Origin of the sequence: Lentilactobacillus sunkii DSM 19904, assembly GCF_001435575.1 — a bacterium.
Classification (GTDB): domain Bacteria; phylum Bacillota; class Bacilli; order Lactobacillales; family Lactobacillaceae; genus Lentilactobacillus; species Lentilactobacillus sunkii.
In genome coordinates, this window is record NZ_AZEA01000003.1 from 14,378 (window position 1) to 33,820 (window position 19,443).

Genomic DNA, 19,443 nt, shown 5'->3' on the forward strand with positions numbered 1-19,443 from the left:
AACCATGATAATATACCATATTTTAACAAAAAGCCAAAGCCAGCAGGCCTTGACTTCTCATCAAAAATATAAGCTTACAAATTACTTTTTATCATCATCGTGAACTTCGTGGAAGTCGCCGTCAACGGTACCATCGTCACCTTTGCCGTCGCTCTTGCCATCGGTAGTACCGCTTTGTGGGCCAGCTTGACCGGCACCAGCAGCACCGCCGTCTTTAGGAGCTTGTTGTTGATACAACTTAACAGCTAAGTCTTGGACGATCTTGTTCAATGCGTCTTTCTTAGACTTCATTTCATCAACATTGTTATCTTCCTTGGCTTTCTTAAGTGCATCACGAGCATCTTCAGCCTTCTTGATTTCGTCGTCTGATACCTTACCCTTAACATCCTTAAGAGTCTTGTCAGTCTGGAAAATCAATTGGTCAACTTCGTTGTTCAAATCGGCTGACTCTTTACGTTGCTTATCAGCCTCTTCGTTTTCTTTGGCTTCTTTCATCATCTTTTGAATTTCATCATCTGAAAGACCTGATGAATCCTTGATAGTGATCTTTTGCTCTTTACCAGTTCCCTTATCCTTGGCAGAAACGTTAACGATACCGTTTTTGTCAATATCAAATTTAACTTCGATTTGAGGAACCCCACGAGGAGCGGCTGGAATGTCAGTCAACTGGAATTGACCTAATGTTTTATCATCAGCAGCCATTGGACGTTCACCTTGGAGAACATGGATATCAACGGCTGGTTGGTTATCAGCAGCAGTCGAGAATACCTGTGACTTGCTGGTTGGAATCGTCGTGTTACGATCAATCAACTTGGTGAAGACACCACCCATGGTTTCAATACCAAGTGACAATGGGGTAACATCAAGTAAAACAACATCCTTAACATCACCGGTGATAACACCACCTTGAACAGCGGCACCCAAAGCAACGGCTTCATCAGGGTTGATTGAGTGGTTGGAATCCTTGCCAGTCCATGACTTAACAGCTTCTTGGACGGCTGGAATACGAGTTGAACCACCATTTAAGATAACTTGGTCAATGTCTGAAGTGCTTAATTTAGCATCCTTCAAAGCATTGTCAAATGGAACCTTGGTCTTGGCAACCAAGTCGGAAGTCAATTCGTTGAACTTCGCACGGGTCAATGTGGTTTGCAAATGCAAAGGACCATTGTCACCGGCAGAGATAAATGGCAAACTGATTTCTGATTCAGTCACACCTGAAAGATCCTTCTTGGCTTTTTCAGCAGCATCCTTTAAACGTTGTAAGGCCATCTTGTCTTTGGACAAGTCAACGCCGTTGTCTTTCTTGAAGCCTTCAACCAACCAGTCAATAATTCGTTGATCAAAGTCGTCGCCACCAAGATGAGTATCACCATTGGTAGAAAGTACTTGGAAGACACCATCACCTAATTCAAGGATGGAAACATCAAATGTACCACCACCTAAATCATATACCAGGATCTTTTCGTCTTTATCCTGCTTATCCATACCATATGCCAAAGCGGCAGCAGTTGGTTCGTTGATAATTCGCTTAACGTTTAAACCGGCAATTTTACCAGCATCTTTGGTAGCTTGACGTTGGGCATCGTTAAAGTATGCAGGAACAGTAATAACGGCATTTTCAACCTTATCACCAACATAGTCTTCAGCAAATTCCTTGATGTATTGAAGAATCATTGCAGAAATTTGCTGTGGGGTATATTTCTTACCTTCAATATCAACGGTGTAACCTTGTTCACCCATGTGGCTCTTAATAGACCGAACAGTATTTGGATTGGTGATTTCTTGTCGTTTTGCAACTTCACCAACCTGTGGCTTGCCGTCTTTAAATGCAACAACTGATGGTGTCGTACGGGCACCTTCTGGATTTGGAATAATTTTAGGTGCGCTGCCTTCAAGAACCGCAACGGCAGAGTTAGTAGTTCCTAAATCAATACCAATAATTTTATTACTTGCCATAGATAATCCTCTTTTTCTTTTAAAGTTTTATTTTGCTACAACAACCATTGCTGGTCGAAGAACCCGATCCTTCAAGCGATATCCGTCTTGAAGAACCTGAACAACCGTGTCAGCCGGATGATCATCATCGGCTGGCGAAGTCTGAACAGCCTGATCAAACTTTGGATCAAATGGTTTATTCAAAGCATCAATCACTTCAACCCCATTATCAGATAAAGCCTTGTTGAAATGCTTATAAACCATCGACACACCCTGCTTAAGCTGCTTGCCACCCTCATCGGTGACATCAACTTTTAATGCTCTCTGCAGGTTGTCAACAATTGGCAAAATGTCATGAGCCAACTGCTGACCATCATATTTGATCAAATCAGCTTGTTCCTTCTTGGCGTGAGTCTCAATGTTTCTCATATCAGCCTCAGCTCGAAGAAACTTATCTTCCATTGCATCAAGCTTCTTTTGCAGCTCAACAACAGTTTGTTTTAATTTTTTAGTATCATCTGAATCTCGGCTTTTGGTCTTATCGGCTTTTTTGCCATGCTTAGCTGAGCTTTCCCCAGCCTCGCCAGCCTTAACTGATTTGTCCTGTGTTGGCCCGCTTTGATTCTTCTTAACTGAATCATCCTTGCTGTCTGCCAAACAATCGCCTCCTTAAATTAATCATTGTCATCATCGTAATAGCCAAGCAGCTTCTTAGTCAATTCTTCTCTCAAAGCACCGACTATTCCAATGACTTTCGAGTAAGGCATTCTGGTTGGCCCAATTACGGCTATCACACCATGACCATACTCTTTCAAATCATAAGTTCCTGTAATAATACTATAATCTTTTAACAAGTCATTCCTGAGCTCGCCGCCAATTCTAACTTGGACATCCTTGGAGTTCGGATCAATGATTTTTGATACCGAATCCTCAGTTCCAAGCAAGTTGTATAACGGCTTCAGTCGATCGATGTTCTGACGTTCAGCAAACTTCAATAAATTCAGCTCGCCATCAACATGAACCTTGTCACGACCAGCTTCGTTGAGCATGTCACCGAATATCTTCAAAAACCCTTCAGGAGTCTGAATATATTTAGTCATGAGCATTGGAATGTCAAATTTCAACTTGTCCATGACATCCTTCAAAGGCTTGCCGACCAGCTCGGTGTTGATAATATTCACAATGGTTTCCAACTGTTCGGATGAAACATTGGCCAACCTAAATATCTTATCGATCACGTGGCCGGTGTTGGTCACAATAATCGCCATCACCTGTCGGTCATCTAATTTAACAAGACGAAAACCACCAAGCTTCAAGTTGTCTCCAGATTCGGGGTTGAAGGTCAGCGCCATATAGTTGGTTAAATCCGACAAAACTTTGGCTGATTCCTGAACGATTTCATCAATCCGGTTGAACTCATTGTTAAAAGAAGTTTTGATTAAATCTTCCGCACCCTCATCAAGTGGATCCGGTTGAACAAGGTTATCAACGTAGTAACGATAACCTTCAATAGACGGAACCCTTCCTGATGAAAAATGCGTTTTAGTGATTAAGCCCTTTGATTCAAGTGCAGCCATATCATTTCTGACCGTCGCGGAACTAACGTGGGTCGGAAACTCCTCAGCCAAAGCCTTGGAACCAACTGGCATCCCTGTTCTTGTGTAATCACGAATGATTATTTGAAGAATATTCTTTTGCCTATCCGTTAGCACCTAAATCACCTCTTTTTAGCACTCAATATACCCGAGTGCTAAGGCACATTTATAATTTAACAAACCACATGTTATAAGTCAAGGGAATATAGTGTTATTTTAGCATTATTTTGTGTTGAGTGCTAATAGTGCTAATTGATGACATCTGGATGCTGTTCCAAATATTCTCTTGTGGCCTGTTTATCCTTATCCAGTTGATCAATTAAGTCTTCCGGAGTTTGAAATTTAATTTCTCCTCTTAAATATGAAAGCCAGTTCACATTCACGACTTCGCCATAGATGTTTCGGTTGAAATCCATCAGATTGATTTCAACTGTCATTGGATGAACATCTGAAAAAGTGACATTTCTGCCAATTGAAGCCATGCCCAAATAACGCTTACCGGCAATTTCAACTGTCACTACGTAGATACCAACAGCTGGCAGCCATTGATATTCTGAATGTTCAACATTAGCAGTTGGATAACCAAGCAATCGGCCGCGTTCTTCGCCATGAACGATGACGCCACGAGTTTTAAAAGGTCTGCCCAACAGATCAGTCACGCTGTCGACATCACCTGAATCCAATTCAATCCGGATGCGTGTCGAGCTGACTTTTTTTTCATTGATATTGACGGATGGCACGGTGATAACATCAAATGCCCCTTTAACATACTTCGGGAAATTGGCCATTGTCGCAACTTTTTTATCGCCATAGGTATGATCAAAGCCGGCAACCACAGCAACTGCATTAAATCGTTTCAAAAAGTTGTTAATGAATTCTTCTGGTGTCTGGCTTTGGAAATCGTATGAGTAGTTCACCAAGAACACCTGATCAACCCCAAAATCTTCAAGCAGCTTCATTTTGTATGCATTCAATGTCAAGTAACGCTGTTCATGAGGCGACATTTTTCGATAAACAATTGCCGGGTGATGATCGTAAGTCAAAACGGCAAGTTTAGCACCGCGCTTTTCTGCTTCGTCCTTTGCACGCTGTAAAACTGTCTGATGGCCCTTATGGAACCCATCGAAAAATCCCATCGCAACAACTGTCGGTCCATCAACCTTAAAATCATCTGATAAAGGATAATGTAATTTTGATATTTTCATAATCTGCAACCTACCTTTTTAAGCTAAAAACATTCTAAATGGCCGGTACTGACCGACTTTTTCATCGAATTTATATAACGCCTTGACGGTTTGCTGATAATCCAGTCTGACAACGGCTGAATGTTCCGGGCAAATTGATTTATCCAGGAATCCGCCATGGGAGACAATTTCCCACCGACTATCATCCAATTGATAAACTGGATAACTGGCCAAAGCCTCGGATAATGGATGCAAAACATCATCAATCCTGCCAGCATCAACAGCTGACTGAATGTCAGACAGGCTTGATGTCTGGGAAATATCAAAACCACCACTCGAAATCCGTGTTAGATCCGACATAACCGAAGGAAAACCGACTAACTTGCCGAAATCAACCGCAAGTGTTCTCACATAAGTCCCCTTTGAACAGGCCACTTCAAAATAAATAGTCTGGGTTTTGCTTGTCTCATCATAATGAGAAGGCTTAATTTGTTTGAAGTAATCAATGCGAATTGGACGAGCCGCACGTTCAATTGTAAGACCTTCTCGTGCATATTCGTACAATTTACGGCCATTTACCTTAACTGCGGAATACATCGGCGGTGTCTGCATGATATCGCCCGTCAATTTGGCAAGAGCATGATCGATTTGGTCATTTGCAAGTGGTTTGTCAATTGCCACCTGCTCAATCAATTTGCCATCAAGGTCTTCACTGTCATAGGACTGACCCAACATGATCGCACCACGGTAGATTTTGCCGGAATGCATCAGCAACTCGCTGATTTTTGTTGCCTGACCAATACAAATCGGCAATACGCCATCAACATTGGGATCCAACGTTCCGGTATGTCCAACTTTTTTTGTGTGCAAGATTTTTCTCAACTTGCTAATGCAGTCGTGGCTGGTCATGCCACGCTCCTTGTATAACGCAATAACTCCATCCATTCGAATTCTCCTAAATTTTTCATGTAATAAAATTATATCACAAAAAAACTGCCCAGCCATCAAGGCGTGAGCAGTTAAAATCGTTATTGACCATTTTGATTCAGTTTATTAATTAGACGGTCGATCTTGTCGCCATACTGAACAGATGTGTCCAGTTCAAACTTGATCTCTGGGGTTTTATATATACTTAGACGATGTCCAAGTTCACCACGAATCAATCCGGCAGCTTTTTCCAGTCCCTGAGCAGTCGTGTCTTCATCCTCTTTTTTATCGGACAAAATACTGTAGTAGATGGTTGCCTGCTGGAGATCTCCGGTGACTTCAACACCCGTTAAAGTCACACCCTGAACGCGTGGATCACGAACTCGTTTTAATAAAATATCATTAACTTCTTTTTGAATTTCCTGTTCCAATCGGCCTACACGATAATGAGCCATAGAAACACCTCCAAATTACTTGACAGGCACTTGTTTCATAATATATGCCTCGATCACATCGCCGACTTTAATGTCATTATAGTCTTTGATGGTCAAGCCTAATTCAAATCCTTGCTTAACTTCATTAACGTCGTCTTTGAATCGCTTCAAGCTGTTCAATTCACCCGTGTAAACAACGACACCATCACGAATCAAGCGAACTTTGCTGTTCTTCTCAACAACGCCGTCAACAACCATTCCACCGGCGATTGTTCCTACCTTGGAAGCTTTAAAGATATCACGGACCTCAACTTGGCCGGTGACTTCTTCTTTATAAGTAGGAGCAAGCATCCCCTTCATAGCTGATTCAACTTCATCAATGGCATTGTAAATAACTTGATGGAGACGAATATCAACATGGTCGCTATCAGCTTGAGACTTGGCCTGTGGTGTTGGTCGAACGTTAAATCCGATAATAATCGCATTACTTGCTTCCGCCAATGCGACATCACTTTCATTAATTGCCCCTACGCCAGAATGGATGATGTTGACTTTAACACCTTTCACCTCAATCTTTTGCAGACTGTTGGCCAGTGCCTCTACTGATCCTTGGACATCTGCCTTGATGACGATGTCAACTTCTTTCATTTCGCCTTCTTTAAGCGAATCAAACAAGCTGTCCAACGTTACCCGGGTTGTCTTACGACGTTCTTCAACTTGAGCTTCTTTGGCACGTTCTTCACCAACTGAACGGGCAGTCTTCTCATCGTTAAAGACAACGTAACGATCTCCGGCTTCAGGAACCTCATTTAAACCTGTAATTGAAACTGGCATAGATGGGGTTGCCTTCTTCAACTCACGGCCACGTTCGTTGGTCATTGTCCGCACTCGACCAAATGTATGGCCGGCAACGATTGGATCTCCAACATGTAATGTACCTTGTTGAACCAGCAATGTGGCAACAGGTCCCTTACCTTGATCCAAACGAGCTTCAATAACCGAACCGGCAGCTGGTTGATCTGGATCAGCCTTCAATTCCATCACTTCGGCTTCCAAAGCAATCATGTCAAGCAACTCATCAATATTCTTACCAAATTTGGCAGAAATATCAACAAAGATCGTGTCCCCACCAAGTTTTTCAGGAACCAGACCGTATTGCATCAATTGATCGGTAACATGTTGTGGATTTGCATCCGGCTTATCAATCTTATTGATCGCAACAATGATCGGAGTCTTGGCAGCCTTGGCATGGTTGATGGCTTCAATTGTCTGAGGCATAACCCCATCATCGGCAGCCACCACCAAAATGGTGATATCGGTAATATTGGCACCACGGGCACGCATTTCAGTAAAGGCAGCATGTCCAGGGGTATCCAAGAATGTAATGACATTGTCACCATGACGCACTTGGTAAGCACCAATGGCCTGAGTAATTCCACCTGCTTCACCAGCAGTAATGTGAGAATGTCTCAAGTGGTCAAGCAAGGTCGTCTTACCATGATCAACGTGACCCATGATGGTTACGACAGCCGGCCGAGATACCAAATTATCGGTGTTTTCCATTTCTTTTTCAAAAATCTTATCAAGATCGGAAAGGTCTTCATGAACCTTTTCCTGTGCCTCGATACCATAATCAGCAGCTAAAATTTCAATCGTATCTTTATCAAGGGATTGGTTTTGGTTAACCATCACACCCAACATAAACAATTTCTTGACAATTTCAGCCGGTTCTCTATGAAGTAATTTCCCCAGCTCCTGTGCGTTCATGCCATCTTGGTATTCAAGAACCTTTGGTAATGGACGGCTCTTACGTTCTGGAGCACCATGATGTTCTACTTCACGTAACCGTTGATTCTTTTGCTTACGCTGCTTTTTGTTCCGCTTCTTATTCGCTTTTCTTGAACCACCACGATTGGTATTTCGATTTAAACTGCCGCCAAAACGGCCGCTACCTGTATTGTGATTTGAAAAGTTATTTGAAGAATGATTGGAACTGTTATTCGAATTGGAATGATTACTTGATGACGTATTGCTGCCGGTCGAATGACTTGCTGCCGGACGGGCTGACGAAGTATTCGAGGAGTGATTATTACGACGATCGTTATTGGAATTGTTGCCATTGTTTGACTGGTTCGAATTTCCTGAACGGTTAAAATTGTTCGACCGATTAGTATTGGAATGATTCCGCTGATCAGTTGAACGACCGCTCTGCGTGCTATTCGAATGATTTGAACTGCTATGATTATTATTGTTATGGTTGGCAGAATTAGAATTTTGGTTATGACTGCCTACATTGTGAGTATGATTGTTGCTGTTGTTCGTACGCGCAGCTGGGCGATTCTGTGTATGGGCACTTGAATGTTCTGCATGATTTGAACTAGTCGAATGGGTTTTGTTTGAACCAGTGGTATGAGTTGGCTTGGCTGCAGCATGTTGACTGCTGCCGGAATGTGCGCTGGTCTGATTACTGGTCTTTCCACCCTTGCTAAACATCGCTCTAATTTGACGTTCTTGATTTGCGTCAACTGTTGACATGTGATTTTTAATATCGAAGCCTTGTTTGTTACCACGGTCAACGATTTGCTTACTGGAGACATTCAGTTCTTTAGCTAATTCGTAAATTCGCTTTTTCCCCATATAATCACTCTCCTTTATTATTATCGGTTAATTCAACCAATTTCTTTGCCATACCCCGATCGGAAATCCCGATAATGGTTCGTTTCATTCCAATTGCATCACTTAACACTGCTTTAGTGTAACTGGTATTTACGGGGATATGATAGTAATTCGACTTATCATTAAATTTTTTCTGGGTAGCTTTGCCAGTATCTGTCGCAATAAACAAGAAAAAGATCTTGCCGCTGCGAATCTGGGATAATAGCATATCTTGGCCGGAAACAATTTTGCTTGCTCTTCTGGCCAACCCCAAAAAATTCAGGATCGCCTGGTTATTGTCCATCTTCAAACAACTCTTTTCGAGCTTGCTTATGATCTACATAGGCAATCAACTCATCGTAAAAATTGTCATCCAAAGTTGTTGAAAACACTTTTTCAAAAGTATGTTCGGCCTTTGCCTTTTTGGCAATCTCAACATTAATTGAAATATAAGCCCCTCGACCGGATTTTTTGCCCGTTTCGTCGATTGATACGTGGCCATCTGAGTCACGAACGATTCTGACTAATTCTTTTTTTGGCGCCATGTCACCAGTAACGATATCTTTACGCATTGGAATTTTTCTTTTTTTCAAAAAAATCGCCTCCTAAAAATTAGTCGTTCGTGCTGTCTTCCGTATCGTCGGAATCAGGGTTGCTATTTGGATCATCCGTTGTCGACTCTGAAGCTTGATTATCAGAACCATCAGCACTCGGATCATCTGCATTCGAAGCAGCAGCTTTGTTGGCCAAAAACTCTTTTGCTTCAGTTTCAGATTTGATATCAATCTTAAATCCAGTCAGTTTGGCTGCCAAACGCGCGTTTTGACCTTTTTTACCGATTGCCAAAGACAATTGATAGTCAGGAACAATTACAGTACATGCCCGTTCGTTATCATCATCAAATATAACATCGATGACTTCTGCGGGATTTAGCGAGTTTGCAATATATGATGCATCATCCTCGTCCCATTCAACGATATCCATGTTTTCACCATGAAGCTCGTTAACAATCGTTTGGACTCGTTGACCTCTTGGCCCGACTGCAGTTCCAACCGGATCAATGTCTGAATTGTTGGAGCGAACGGCAACCTTCGCACGATCGCCGGCTTCTCTGGCAATTGAAACAATTTCTACAGTACCATCATAAATCTCTGGAACTTCTTGTTCAAATAACCGTTTGAGCATCCCTGGCGCAGTGCGGCTGACAAAAACCTGTGGCCCCTTGGTAGCATTTTCAACCTTGGTGACATAAACCTTGATTCTGTCTTGTGGCCGATAAACTTCATTAGGCATCATATCTTTGGAACCCATAACGGCTTCCACCTTACCTAAATTTACATAAACGAATCGGGTATCCTGACGCTCAACAGTCCCAGTTACCAACTCATCTTCATATTTTGAATATTCATCGAAAACATTTTCCCGTTCAGCTTCTCGAACCCGCTGCATGATAACCTGCTTAGCAGTTTGAGCAGCGATCCGGCCAAAGTTCTTGGGGGTTACTTCATATTTAATTTCATCGCCTAATTCATAACCTTTGTTAATTTCAAGTGCCTGGTCAAGTGATACCTGGAGCTGATCATCTGTCACATCGTCAACAACCGTTTTAACGGAATAAACGTGCATCTCACCCTTTTTTTCGTCAAATGAAACTTCAACGTTTTGGGCCTGACCATAATTCCGTTTATAAGCTGAAACCAAAGCAGCTTCCAAGGCTTCAATCACAACTTCTTTTTTGATGCCTTTTTCTTCTTCAAGGGCAGATAGCGCTCCTAAAAGTTCTTTACTCATTATTGTGTCTCCTTTGATTAAAATTGAATTGCGAGCCGTGATTTTGCAATCAAATTCCGCGGTATTTCAAGCGTATCCTGTTTGCCCCACTTATCATTTTGAAGGGTTAAAACATCGTCATTCAATGATTTGAGTGTTCCTTCAAAAGTCTTACTGCCATTTAAATTCTTATAAAGTGAAACATGGATGTATTCACCAATTGCTTGATTAAGCTCTTCATCGTTTCGAAGCGGCCGTTCGGCACCTGGAGATGAAACCTCCAGAAAATAAGCTTGTGGAATTGGATCGGGATCCATAGCGTCAAGCTTTTCACTCAACTCATCGCTGACCATGACACAGTCATCAATGGTGATCCCACCTTTTTTATCAATATAAACTCGTAAATACCAACTTTTATTTTCTTTTACAAATTCGACATCGAATAAGTAAAATTCATGGTTTTCTAAAATTGGTTCAACAACTTGCTTGACCGTTTCAACTACATTGCTCAAAGATAGGCCTCCTTAAATTTTCCATTAAAAAGAGCGAGCATCTCTGCTCACTCCCTTACAAGTTATTTAGTAAATTAACTATACCATATTACTTAATATATTACAACTCGAACACGCGTTGCAGCATTGATCGTAGAATTTTGATCAAGCTTACATCATATCGAACAAACTTAATTGGTTTTCATCGGGTAACCCTTTCAAAACGTTGTTTTCAGTCATAAAGTCAATCAATGTCTTGGATACCTTTCCACGCTTAGCCAAATCTTCTTTTGAAATAAAGGGTTTGTCTTCACGGGCAGCCACAATTTGTTTGGCAACGTTCAATCCCAAACCTGGGACAGAATTAAATGGTGCAATCAATGTCTTGCCATCAATTAACCATTCGCTGGCATCGGATTTATCCAAATCAACCATGTGGAAGTTAAAACCGCGTTCAAGCATTTCGTTGGCCAACTCCAAAACGGTTAATAAGTTTTTCTCTTTGGTTGATGCTTCCATACCCTTATCGTTAATTGTCCGCATGGCATTCTTAACAGCTTCTTTACCACGACACATTGAAACGATATCAAAGTCATCCGCACGAACTGAGAAATAAGAAGCATAGTATACCATTGGGAAATAAACCTTGAAGTAGGCAATTCGCAACGCCATTAAGATGTAAGCAGCGGCATGCGCCCGTGGGAACATGTACTTGATCTTCAGACAGGATTGAATGTACCAGTCTGGAATCTTGGCCTTTTTCATCTCAGCCTGCCAGTCGTCAGGAATACCTCGTCCGTGACGAACACTTTCCATGATCTGGAAGGACAATTCAGAGTCAAGGCCCCAATTAATCAAGTCGGTCATGATGTTGTCACGACACCCAATCACATTGGCAATTGTTGCAGTACCGTTTTTAATCAATTCATCGGCATTACCCATCCAGACATCGGTTCCATGTGACAATCCAGAGATCTGGAGCAATTCAGAATAATTACTTGGATGAGTCTGCTCCAGCATGCCACGGACAAACCTGGTACCAAATTCTGGGACACCAAGGGTTCCGGTTTTTGACTGGATCTGATCTTCAGTCACACCCAAAATTTTCGGGCTTGAGAAGATTGACATCACACCGGGATCATCCATTGGAATTGTCTTTGGATTAATTCCTGATAAATCTTGGAGCATCCGGATCATAGTTGGATCATCATGACCCAAAATATCAATTTTTAAAATATTGTCATGGATCGAATGGAAATCAAAGTGGGTTGTCTGCCAAGCAGCATCCTGGTCATCGGCAGGATATTGAATCGGCGTAAAATCATAAATATCCATGTAGTCGGGAACAACAATGATTCCGGCAGGATGTTGGCCGGTAGTTCTTTTAACACCGGTAGCACCCTTGGCTAACCGGTCCTCTTCAGCTTGACGATACACTTCGCCTTTATCGCGCTCGTAGGCCTTAACATACCCATATGCTGTCTTATCAGCAACCGTACCAATTGTCCCGGCACGGAACACATTCTTTTCACCGAACAGTACCTTCGTATAATTGTGAGCGATTGGCTGATAATCACCAGAGAAGTTCAAATCAATATCAGGGACCTTATTCCCGGTAAAACCTAAGAAAGTTTCAAACGGGATGTTGTGCCCATCGCCAATCATCATTGTGCCACACTTAGGGCACTTCTTATGAGGTAAATCATATCCAGAACTATATTCACCCTTCGTGAAAAACTCAGTGTGCTGACAGTTGGGGCAACGGTAATGCGGTGGCAATGGATTCACTTCGGTAATTCCAGTCAGTGTAGCAACCAGGCTCGAACCAACAGATCCACGTGAACCTACCAAGTACCCATCTTTGTTACTCTTGGCAACCAGCCTTTGCGCAATTAAATAAATAACTGAGAATCCGTTTCCGATGATACTCTTTAATTCTTTGTCCAATCGATCGGAAACAATTTTTGGAAGCGGATCGCCATACCAGGCGTGCGCAGTGTTCATTGTCCGAGTCTTAATCTCATCTTCGGCACCTTCCATGCGAGGTGTGTAAAGCTTATCTTTCAATGGATGAACATCGTCAATTTCATCAGCAATCTTGTTGGTGTTGGTAACAACAATCTCTTCGGCTTTATCTTTACCAAGAAATTCAAAGTCACCAAGCATTTCATCAGTCGTGAGGAAATGTAAATCAGGCAATTCCTGACGATTTAATGGATTGGCACCACCTTGTGAATTGATCAAAATCTTCCGGTAAATATAATCCTGCGGGTTAAGATAATGAACATCGCCGGTAGCCACTACTGGCTTGTTCAACTCGTCTCCGAGCTTAACCATATTTGTCAAAATCTTCTCAAGATTGTCATTATCCGCAATCAAACCGGATTCAATCAAGGGTGCATAGGCGCGTTTTGGCTGAACTTCCAAATAGTCATAGAAACCGGCTTTTTGCCGAGCTTCATCCAGTCCTTTTTGCATCATCGCTGTAAACACTTCGCCTGATGAACAAGCGGAACCAACGATAATTCCGTCCCGATACTTTTCCAATTGGGTTCGAGGTACTCTTGGAACCCGGTAGAAATATTCAACATTTGATAACGAGACAATCTTGAACATGTTTTTCAGTCCAGCCTGAGTCTTTGCCAATAAGATAGCATGAGAAGGCCGCGCATGCCGATAAGCATCGTTATCTGTCATATGATCGTTGAGTTCGTCATGATAAACAATCCCATAACGGTCCTCGGCATCCTTTAGGAACAGATAGTTTAAGTGGCCGGTGGTTTCAGCATCATAAATCGCTCTATGGTGATGTTCCAAGCTGACATCGAATTTCTTGGCAAGTGTATTCAGACGATAACCACGTAAATTAGGATATAAAAATCTGGCTAAAGTCAAAGTATCAATAATTGGATTTTCCATCTCGTGCATGCCGTGTCGAACATACCCGGTGTTCATAAAGCCCATATCAAATGTGACATTATGCCCAACAACAATCGCGTCGCCACAGAATTCGCGGAAAAGTTTAAAGACCTCTTCCTCTGACTTTGATCCGTGGACCATTTCATCCGTGATTGATGTTAAATTTGTGGTTCTCTCCGACAAATGAAAGCCGGGATCAATAAACTCTTCAAACTGATCGATCACATTGCTATTTTGCATTTTGACAGCAGAAAGCTCAATAACCCGATCATAGATTGCCGATAAACCAGTTGTTTCAGTATCAAAGACGACATAGGTGGCATCCTTCAGTGGAACGTGCTTGTCATTATAAGTAATCGGTACCCCATCATCTACAAGGTTGATTTCGACACCATACAGCATTTTGAGATCATTCTTTTGGCCAGCATGAAACGCATCAGGAAATCCTTGAACACCAGCGTGATCGGTAATTGCCAATGCTTTTTGGCCAAAACTTTTAGCTTGTTTAGCAAAGTCAGCAATATTGTTGGTCGCATCCATTTGGCTCATGGTTGTATGCAAATGAAGCTCAACCCGCTTTTTGTCATCCGGAGCAGTATCTTTTCGACTGACTTTTTTAATTGGATTGATATCATAAGCATTCAAAGTCAGTTCATGAGAGTAGTTATCTTCTTGAACACTTCCTCGAACTTTAACCCAATCGCCTTCATTGATGCCTTCAAATAGAGCTTCTTCGCCTTTATTGGAAAACTTCTTAACTTGAATTGATGATGTGTAATCAGTAATCTTCAGCATCAACAACTGCCGGCCTGAGCGCAGCGAACGGATTTCCTTATCGAACACGTAGCCGGAAACGACAACCGAGCGCTCTTCTTCAACAATTTCTTCCATTTTCATGACAGGCAAATCATCTTTAATACGACGGCCAATAGTCGATTTACCACCACCGTTGCCTTTCTTAGGATGTGCTTTGGCATTTTCCTGGATCGCTTCATTGGCTTTTTTGACCAATTGGGCATTTGCAGCGTCATTTTTCTTTTTAAGTGCCTGAATATTCTGCTGGGACGAACTTTCGTCTACAATCGTATGAATCGTAAAATCAGGAAACCCGGCGCGTTGAAACGCATCTTCGATCGGGCCTAACGCGGTGTTAGTCATAAAATCTTTAACAATGTCGTTTTCAGCAATAAACTCTACCCGAGAATCAACAATTGATGGAAATTTGTCCGCACATAATTCTTTCATCAAGGGAGAGGTGACACCACTGTGGGGTACCACCCACTGCCAATACTGTCGTAACAATTGCTCAGTGAATGTATCGTTATCAGCAGAAATATTCAAAGAAACGTCAGCAATCTCCTTGAAAGCAGATTGAAGCCGCGCATTGAAATCATTAAAAACCTCAAATGGCAGAATTCGAGGAATCGAAATATCAAACTGCCAACGCTGACTTTGTTTATGAACTTCCAGACGGTCAATCTTGGCGTCTTGAAAATAAGGCAATTCGGTTGCCTTTGTCCATTGAAGCTGTTCGAGCAGCTTTTCAAATAATTGACTTCGATCCAAACTCATCACAGTACCTCTTTTAAAATTAACGGTTTTACAACAACTGGCTGGACGCAAAACCCAAGTTTTGGTCCAACCAGTTTAGAAGCGACGAAAACATACGTCTATATTAATTAGTTACGACATAATTAGTCAAGATTCTTCAACAATTTATTTATTGTTTCACTTAAATCGGCAACTGAGCTTTCGTCTGTTTCACCGGTTTTTCGAACCTTAACTTCTACAATCCCATCTTCAGCTTTTTTACCGATGGTAATTCTTAACGGAATACCCATCAAGTCAGAGTCGGCAAACTTCACACCGGCTCGCTCTTTACGATCATCGACCAAAACTTGTAAACCACTATTGGTCAATTCAGTTTCAATTTGAGCTGCCAGATCCATTTGAACGGCTTTCTTGGCATTGATTGGGATAATGTGAACATCAAACGGTGCCACTGATTTTGGCCAAACCAATCCATTTTCATCAGCATTTTGTTCTGAAATGGCAGACAACAATCGGCTTACACCGATTCCATATGAACCCATAATGACAGGAACGGCGCGACCATTTTCATCCAGAACGTTAGCCTTTAAACTCTTGGAATATCGGGTTCCCAGTTTAAAGATATGACCAATTTCAATACCACGAGTGAACTTCAAGGTTCCTTTTCCGTCTGGGGATAATTCGCCTTCTTTAACAACCACAAAATCATCCACTTCATCAATTCTGAAGTCGCGGCCTGAATTGGCATTGACATAATGATAGCCATCTTGGTCAGCGCCAACAACGGCATTCTTCATATTGGCAACTCGTTGATCGGCAACAATCTTCACGTCTTCGCCCACACCAACTGGTCCAAGTGATCCAAAATCAGCACCTAAATATTTTTTGGCTTCATCGTCAGTGGCCAAAGAAAGAAAATCCGCACCCAGATAGTTCTTCAACTTAACATCATTAACGTCGTAATCGCCCCGAACCAGCACCATAACCGGCTTTTCATCGGCAATGTACAACATTGATTTAATTGTTTGAGTGTCTGAAACTTTCAAAAAGTCAGCGACCTCAGCAATTGTCTTGGCATTAGGGGTTTCAACTTTTTTGAGTTCTTCCTCAGTCGCTTCTGTTGGCTGATCAGTAACCTTTGATTTTGCCATTTCCAAATTGGCAAAGTAGTCACTCTCATCAGAATAAACGATCGTGTCTTCACCAACGGCAGCCATCGCAGAGAATTCCTTAGAATCAGAACCGCCCATGGCACCACCGTTACCTATGATAACGCGGTATTTTAACCCAATTCTATCAAAAATGTTGCGATAAGCTTGTTCCATGGCCTTATAGGTTGTGTCCAGGTCGTCCTCATTGGTTGCAAATGAATACGCATCTTTCATAATGAATTCACGGCTTCGCAGTAAACCATAACGAGGTCGATTTTCATCCCGATACTTATTTTGAATTTGATATAGAACCAACGGCAGCTGTTTGTATGATTTGATTGAGTCACGAATCAAAGCCGTAAACGTCTCTTCATGTGTTGGTCCCAAAATAAAATCAGTATCATGCCGATTCTTAAACTTAAACAATTCGGGACCATATGTATCATAACGACCCGATTCTTTCCAAAGATCAGCAGGCAAAATGTCGGGCATCAACATTTCGTGAGCTGATGTTTTCTCCATTTCCTGTCTGATAATTGTCTCGATCTTCTGTAAAACACGATAGGCCAATGGCAAATATGCATACATACCTGCTGAAACTTGGCGAATATAACCACCTCGAACCAACATTTGGTGACTTAAAGCTTCCGCTCCCTTGGGAGTTTCTTTGAGTGTCGGAATTAGCATCTGTGATTGCTTCATTTGTAAGGTTCTCCTTCAAAATTTACTTAATTAATGTAAAAAGTATCGCTCGATATCGTTCCAGGTTACCAATATCATCAGTAACATCAGGAATGCAAAACCAATTAGGGTCACGACTGTTTCGGTCGTTTGAGAGACTGGCTTTCTTCTGATTGCTTCTAAAAGGTTTAAGATCAATTTCCCACCGTCAAGTCCAGGAATTGGGATTAAATTGATAATCGCCAAGTTAAGTGAAAGAAACGCTAAGAAATTCAACACGCCCGATAAGCCCATCTTGGCAGCCTGAGACGTTGTTGCAAAGATTGCCACTGGTCCACCCAAATCATTTAAGCTGAAGTGACCACTGACCATGCTCCACAAAGCACCAAATAGTTGTTTGGCAACTGACCAGGTCATCGTAAATCCAGAAAGAATTTTGGCCTTGAAGCTCTTATCCATCGTCTGGGTGATTCCAATGAAGCCGGATGTTGTACCACCGGATGTTTGAGTCTTGGGCTTCATCGTTAAAACTTTGTCTTTGCCATTTCGATCCACTTTAACCGCAATTCTTTTATCGGCTTTAGAGCGGATTTGAACTGTCAAATCTTGCCAGTCGCTGATCTTATGTCCATCAACTTCGATGATGCGATCACCAGACTTGACACCAGCTGTTTTAGCAACCGAATCCGATGGCAGAACATTGATTTTATTGGTGTTGGAAGCAACCCCACCTTGAACAAAGCCCAAGATTGTATATACCAGGATTGCCAGCAGCAGGTTATTAAAAACGCCGGCAACATTTGTCAGCATTCTGTTTGGCAATGATGCTGACTGAAACTGAACATCTCTTGGTGCTATCTGGAGTTCCGTTCCATCCTTTTCAACAATTGTTGCATCATGATCAACGGGAAATGATTTAACCTGGGATTCATCACCATTTTCATAGCCTTTGATGTACAAATTGTCATCCAAGTTCGTATCGGTAACCGTCAATGGAATCCCTTGAAAAAGTGAATGTTTATTACTGGTGTTAATTGATGTAACGACACCATTATCATTGAGCTGCAAAGTAACCGGAGTTCCGGGCTTTAATTCATCTTCGCCGTCATCTGCCTCTCCCGCCATTCGGACATACCCTCCAAGCGGCAACAGTCTTAATGTAAAGGTCGTACTATTTTTTCGGTAATAAAAGACTTTTGGTCCCATCCCAACAGAAAACTCCCGGACTAAAATGCCCGAGCGTTTAGCAGTAATGTAATGACCAAACTCATGAAAGATCACAAGAATCCCAAAAACGATGATGAAGACAATAATTGTAGTTATCAAGTGACTCTTTCCTCCTAAAAACTAAATGATTCCAACCAAATGAAGCATTGGCAGAACAAACAATAAGCTGTCAAATCGGTCTAAAATGCCACCATGACCGGGTAAAATTTTCCCTGAATCTTTGACACCATAATATCTTTTCAAAGCTGATTCGATCAAATCACCAAATTGACCAGCTATTGAGAGAATAATCGTGAAGACAAACATTTGCAAGAGTGAATGCCCGGAAATGGGGTAGAAAACCACAAAAACGGTACACAGAATTGTCGCAGCAAGTGAACCACCGATCGAGCCTTCCCAAGTTTTATTGGGGCTAATTCTTGGCGCCAGCTTATGCTTACCAAACATTCTTCCAAAGATGTATGCACCGCTGTCGGTAACCCAAACAATGAACAGTGCATACAGCAACACCGTCAGGCCCAGGCCTCTGGCTGCAATAAAGTAATGGAAGCCCATTCCGATATATAACATACCAAGGACGATAACCCCGACATCATCAAATGAAAAAAGATTTCTGCTCAATACGGTCTGTAACAGAAGCATCAAAACAAATATAAAAAATACAAAGTTTTGACTGATATGGCCGGGCAAAAAACTGGTCCATGCATCGGGGAGAATCAATGAACATACTCCTAGATAAGCAATAATTGATTCTGGTGAAATTAACAGTTTCTTTTTCATAACCAGAATTTCTGAAATTGCCACAATTCCAAGCGCCAATGCGGCAATATCAACCCATATTCCGCCCATCACAATGATTGGAATGAATATTAATAATGCTACGACGGCTGTTATTACACGTTGTTTCAATTTGTTTCTCC

The 19,443-nt window shown here is 41.9% G+C and carries 15 protein-coding genes; all 15 read right to left on the reverse strand.

Translation table 11 applies throughout. From position 1 onward, the window contains the following. Nucleotides 1-81: 81 nt before the first annotated feature. A complete protein-coding gene (dnaK, locus tag FD17_RS03370; RefSeq protein WP_057823617.1) occupies nt 82-1,959 on the reverse strand; it encodes a molecular chaperone DnaK in 1,878 nt (625 codons plus the stop codon). Nucleotides 1,960-1,986: 27 nt separating this feature from the next. Beyond that, nucleotides 1,987-2,595 (reverse strand): nucleotide exchange factor GrpE, encoded by a 609-nt coding sequence (grpE, locus tag FD17_RS03375; protein ID WP_057823619.1) that lies wholly within the window; start codon nt 2,593-2,595, stop codon nt 1,987-1,989. Nucleotides 2,596-2,612: 17 nt separating this feature from the next. Further along, on the reverse strand, nt 2,613-3,650 hold the full coding sequence (gene hrcA / locus FD17_RS03380; protein WP_057823625.1) for a heat-inducible transcriptional repressor HrcA: 1,038 nt from the start codon (nt 3,648-3,650) through the stop codon (nt 2,613-2,615). A 131-nt stretch (nt 3,651-3,781) separates the two neighbouring features. After that, on the reverse strand, nt 3,782-4,738 hold the full coding sequence (gene ribF / locus FD17_RS03385; protein WP_057823628.1) for a riboflavin biosynthesis protein RibF: 957 nt from the start codon (nt 4,736-4,738) through the stop codon (nt 3,782-3,784). 18 nt (nt 4,739-4,756) lie between these two features. Further along, nucleotides 4,757-5,662, reverse strand: a complete 906-nt coding sequence (truB, locus tag FD17_RS03390; protein WP_057823629.1) for a tRNA pseudouridine(55) synthase TruB — start codon at nt 5,660-5,662, stop codon at nt 4,757-4,759. An 83-nt stretch (nt 5,663-5,745) separates the two neighbouring features. Then, entirely contained in the window at nt 5,746-6,099 is a 354-nt protein-coding gene (rbfA, locus tag FD17_RS03395; protein WP_057823632.1) for a 30S ribosome-binding factor RbfA, read from the reverse strand. A 15-nt stretch (nt 6,100-6,114) separates the two neighbouring features. Beyond that, complete coding sequence (gene infB / locus FD17_RS03400) at nt 6,115-8,715, reverse strand: translation initiation factor IF-2 (protein ID WP_057823634.1); 2,601 nt, start codon at nt 8,713-8,715, stop codon at nt 6,115-6,117. Between the two features lie 4 nt (nt 8,716-8,719). Further along, on the reverse strand, nt 8,720-9,037 hold the full coding sequence (locus FD17_RS03405) for a L7Ae/L30e/S12e/Gadd45 family ribosomal protein (protein ID WP_020280360.1): 318 nt from the start codon (nt 9,035-9,037) through the stop codon (nt 8,720-8,722). Then, a complete protein-coding gene (gene rnpM, locus FD17_RS03410; protein WP_057823636.1) occupies nt 9,027-9,326 on the reverse strand; it encodes an RNase P modulator RnpM in 300 nt (99 codons plus the stop codon). The genes FD17_RS03405 and rnpM overlap by 11 nt, the downstream gene beginning before the upstream one ends. Nucleotides 9,327-9,345: 19 nt before the next feature. After that, the gene (nusA, locus tag FD17_RS03415) at nt 9,346-10,524 is read right to left on the reverse strand and encodes a transcription termination factor NusA (protein WP_057823638.1); all 1,179 of its coding nucleotides are present in this window, start codon (nt 10,522-10,524) and stop codon (nt 9,346-9,348) included. Nucleotides 10,525-10,541: 17 nt separating this feature from the next. Further along, entirely contained in the window at nt 10,542-11,015 is a 474-nt protein-coding gene (gene rimP / locus FD17_RS03420; RefSeq protein WP_057823645.1) for a ribosome maturation factor RimP, read from the reverse strand. A 150-nt stretch (nt 11,016-11,165) separates the two neighbouring features. Further along, complete coding sequence (locus FD17_RS03425) at nt 11,166-15,485, reverse strand: PolC-type DNA polymerase III (RefSeq protein ID WP_057823652.1); 4,320 nt, start codon at nt 15,483-15,485, stop codon at nt 11,166-11,168. 122 nt (nt 15,486-15,607) lie between these two features. Further along, entirely contained in the window at nt 15,608-17,317 is a 1,710-nt protein-coding gene (locus FD17_RS03430; RefSeq protein ID WP_057823657.1) for a proline--tRNA ligase, read from the reverse strand. Nucleotides 17,318-17,347: 30 nt separating this feature from the next. After that, a complete protein-coding gene (gene rseP, locus FD17_RS03435; RefSeq protein ID WP_057823660.1) occupies nt 17,348-18,622 on the reverse strand; it encodes an RIP metalloprotease RseP in 1,275 nt (424 codons plus the stop codon). A 21-nt stretch (nt 18,623-18,643) separates the two neighbouring features. Continuing rightward, on the reverse strand, nt 18,644-19,432 hold the full coding sequence (locus FD17_RS03440; protein ID WP_057823662.1) for a phosphatidate cytidylyltransferase: 789 nt from the start codon (nt 19,430-19,432) through the stop codon (nt 18,644-18,646). Between the last annotated feature and the right edge of the window lie 11 nt (nt 19,433-19,443).

Bases quoted from the DNA above. Each gene is read 5' to 3' on its own strand.
- dnaK (WP_057823617.1), bottom strand. From the start codon at position 1,959: ATGGCAAGTAATAAAATTATTGGTATTGATTTAGGAACTACTAACTCT.
- rbfA (WP_057823632.1), bottom strand. From the start codon at position 6,099: ATGGCTCATTATCGTGTAGGCCGATTGGAACAGGAAATTCAAAAAGAA.
- nusA (WP_057823638.1), bottom strand. From the start codon at position 10,524: ATGAGTAAAGAACTTTTAGGAGCGCTATCTGCCCTTGAAGAAGAAAAA.
- infB (WP_057823634.1), bottom strand. From the start codon at position 8,715: ATGGGGAAAAAGCGAATTTACGAATTAGCTAAAGAACTGAATGTCTCC.
- truB (WP_057823629.1), bottom strand. From the start codon at position 5,662: ATGGATGGAGTTATTGCGTTATACAAGGAGCGTGGCATGACCAGCCAC.
- FD17_RS03425 (WP_057823652.1), bottom strand. From the start codon at position 15,485: ATGAGTTTGGATCGAAGTCAATTATTTGAAAAGCTGCTCGAACAGCTT.
- ribF (WP_057823628.1), bottom strand. From the start codon at position 4,738: ATGAAAATATCAAAATTACATTATCCTTTATCAGATGATTTTAAGGTT.
- FD17_RS03430 (WP_057823657.1), bottom strand. From the start codon at position 17,317: ATGAAGCAATCACAGATGCTAATTCCGACACTCAAAGAAACTCCCAAG.
- FD17_RS03405 (WP_020280360.1), bottom strand. From the start codon at position 9,037: ATGGACAATAACCAGGCGATCCTGAATTTTTTGGGGTTGGCCAGAAGA.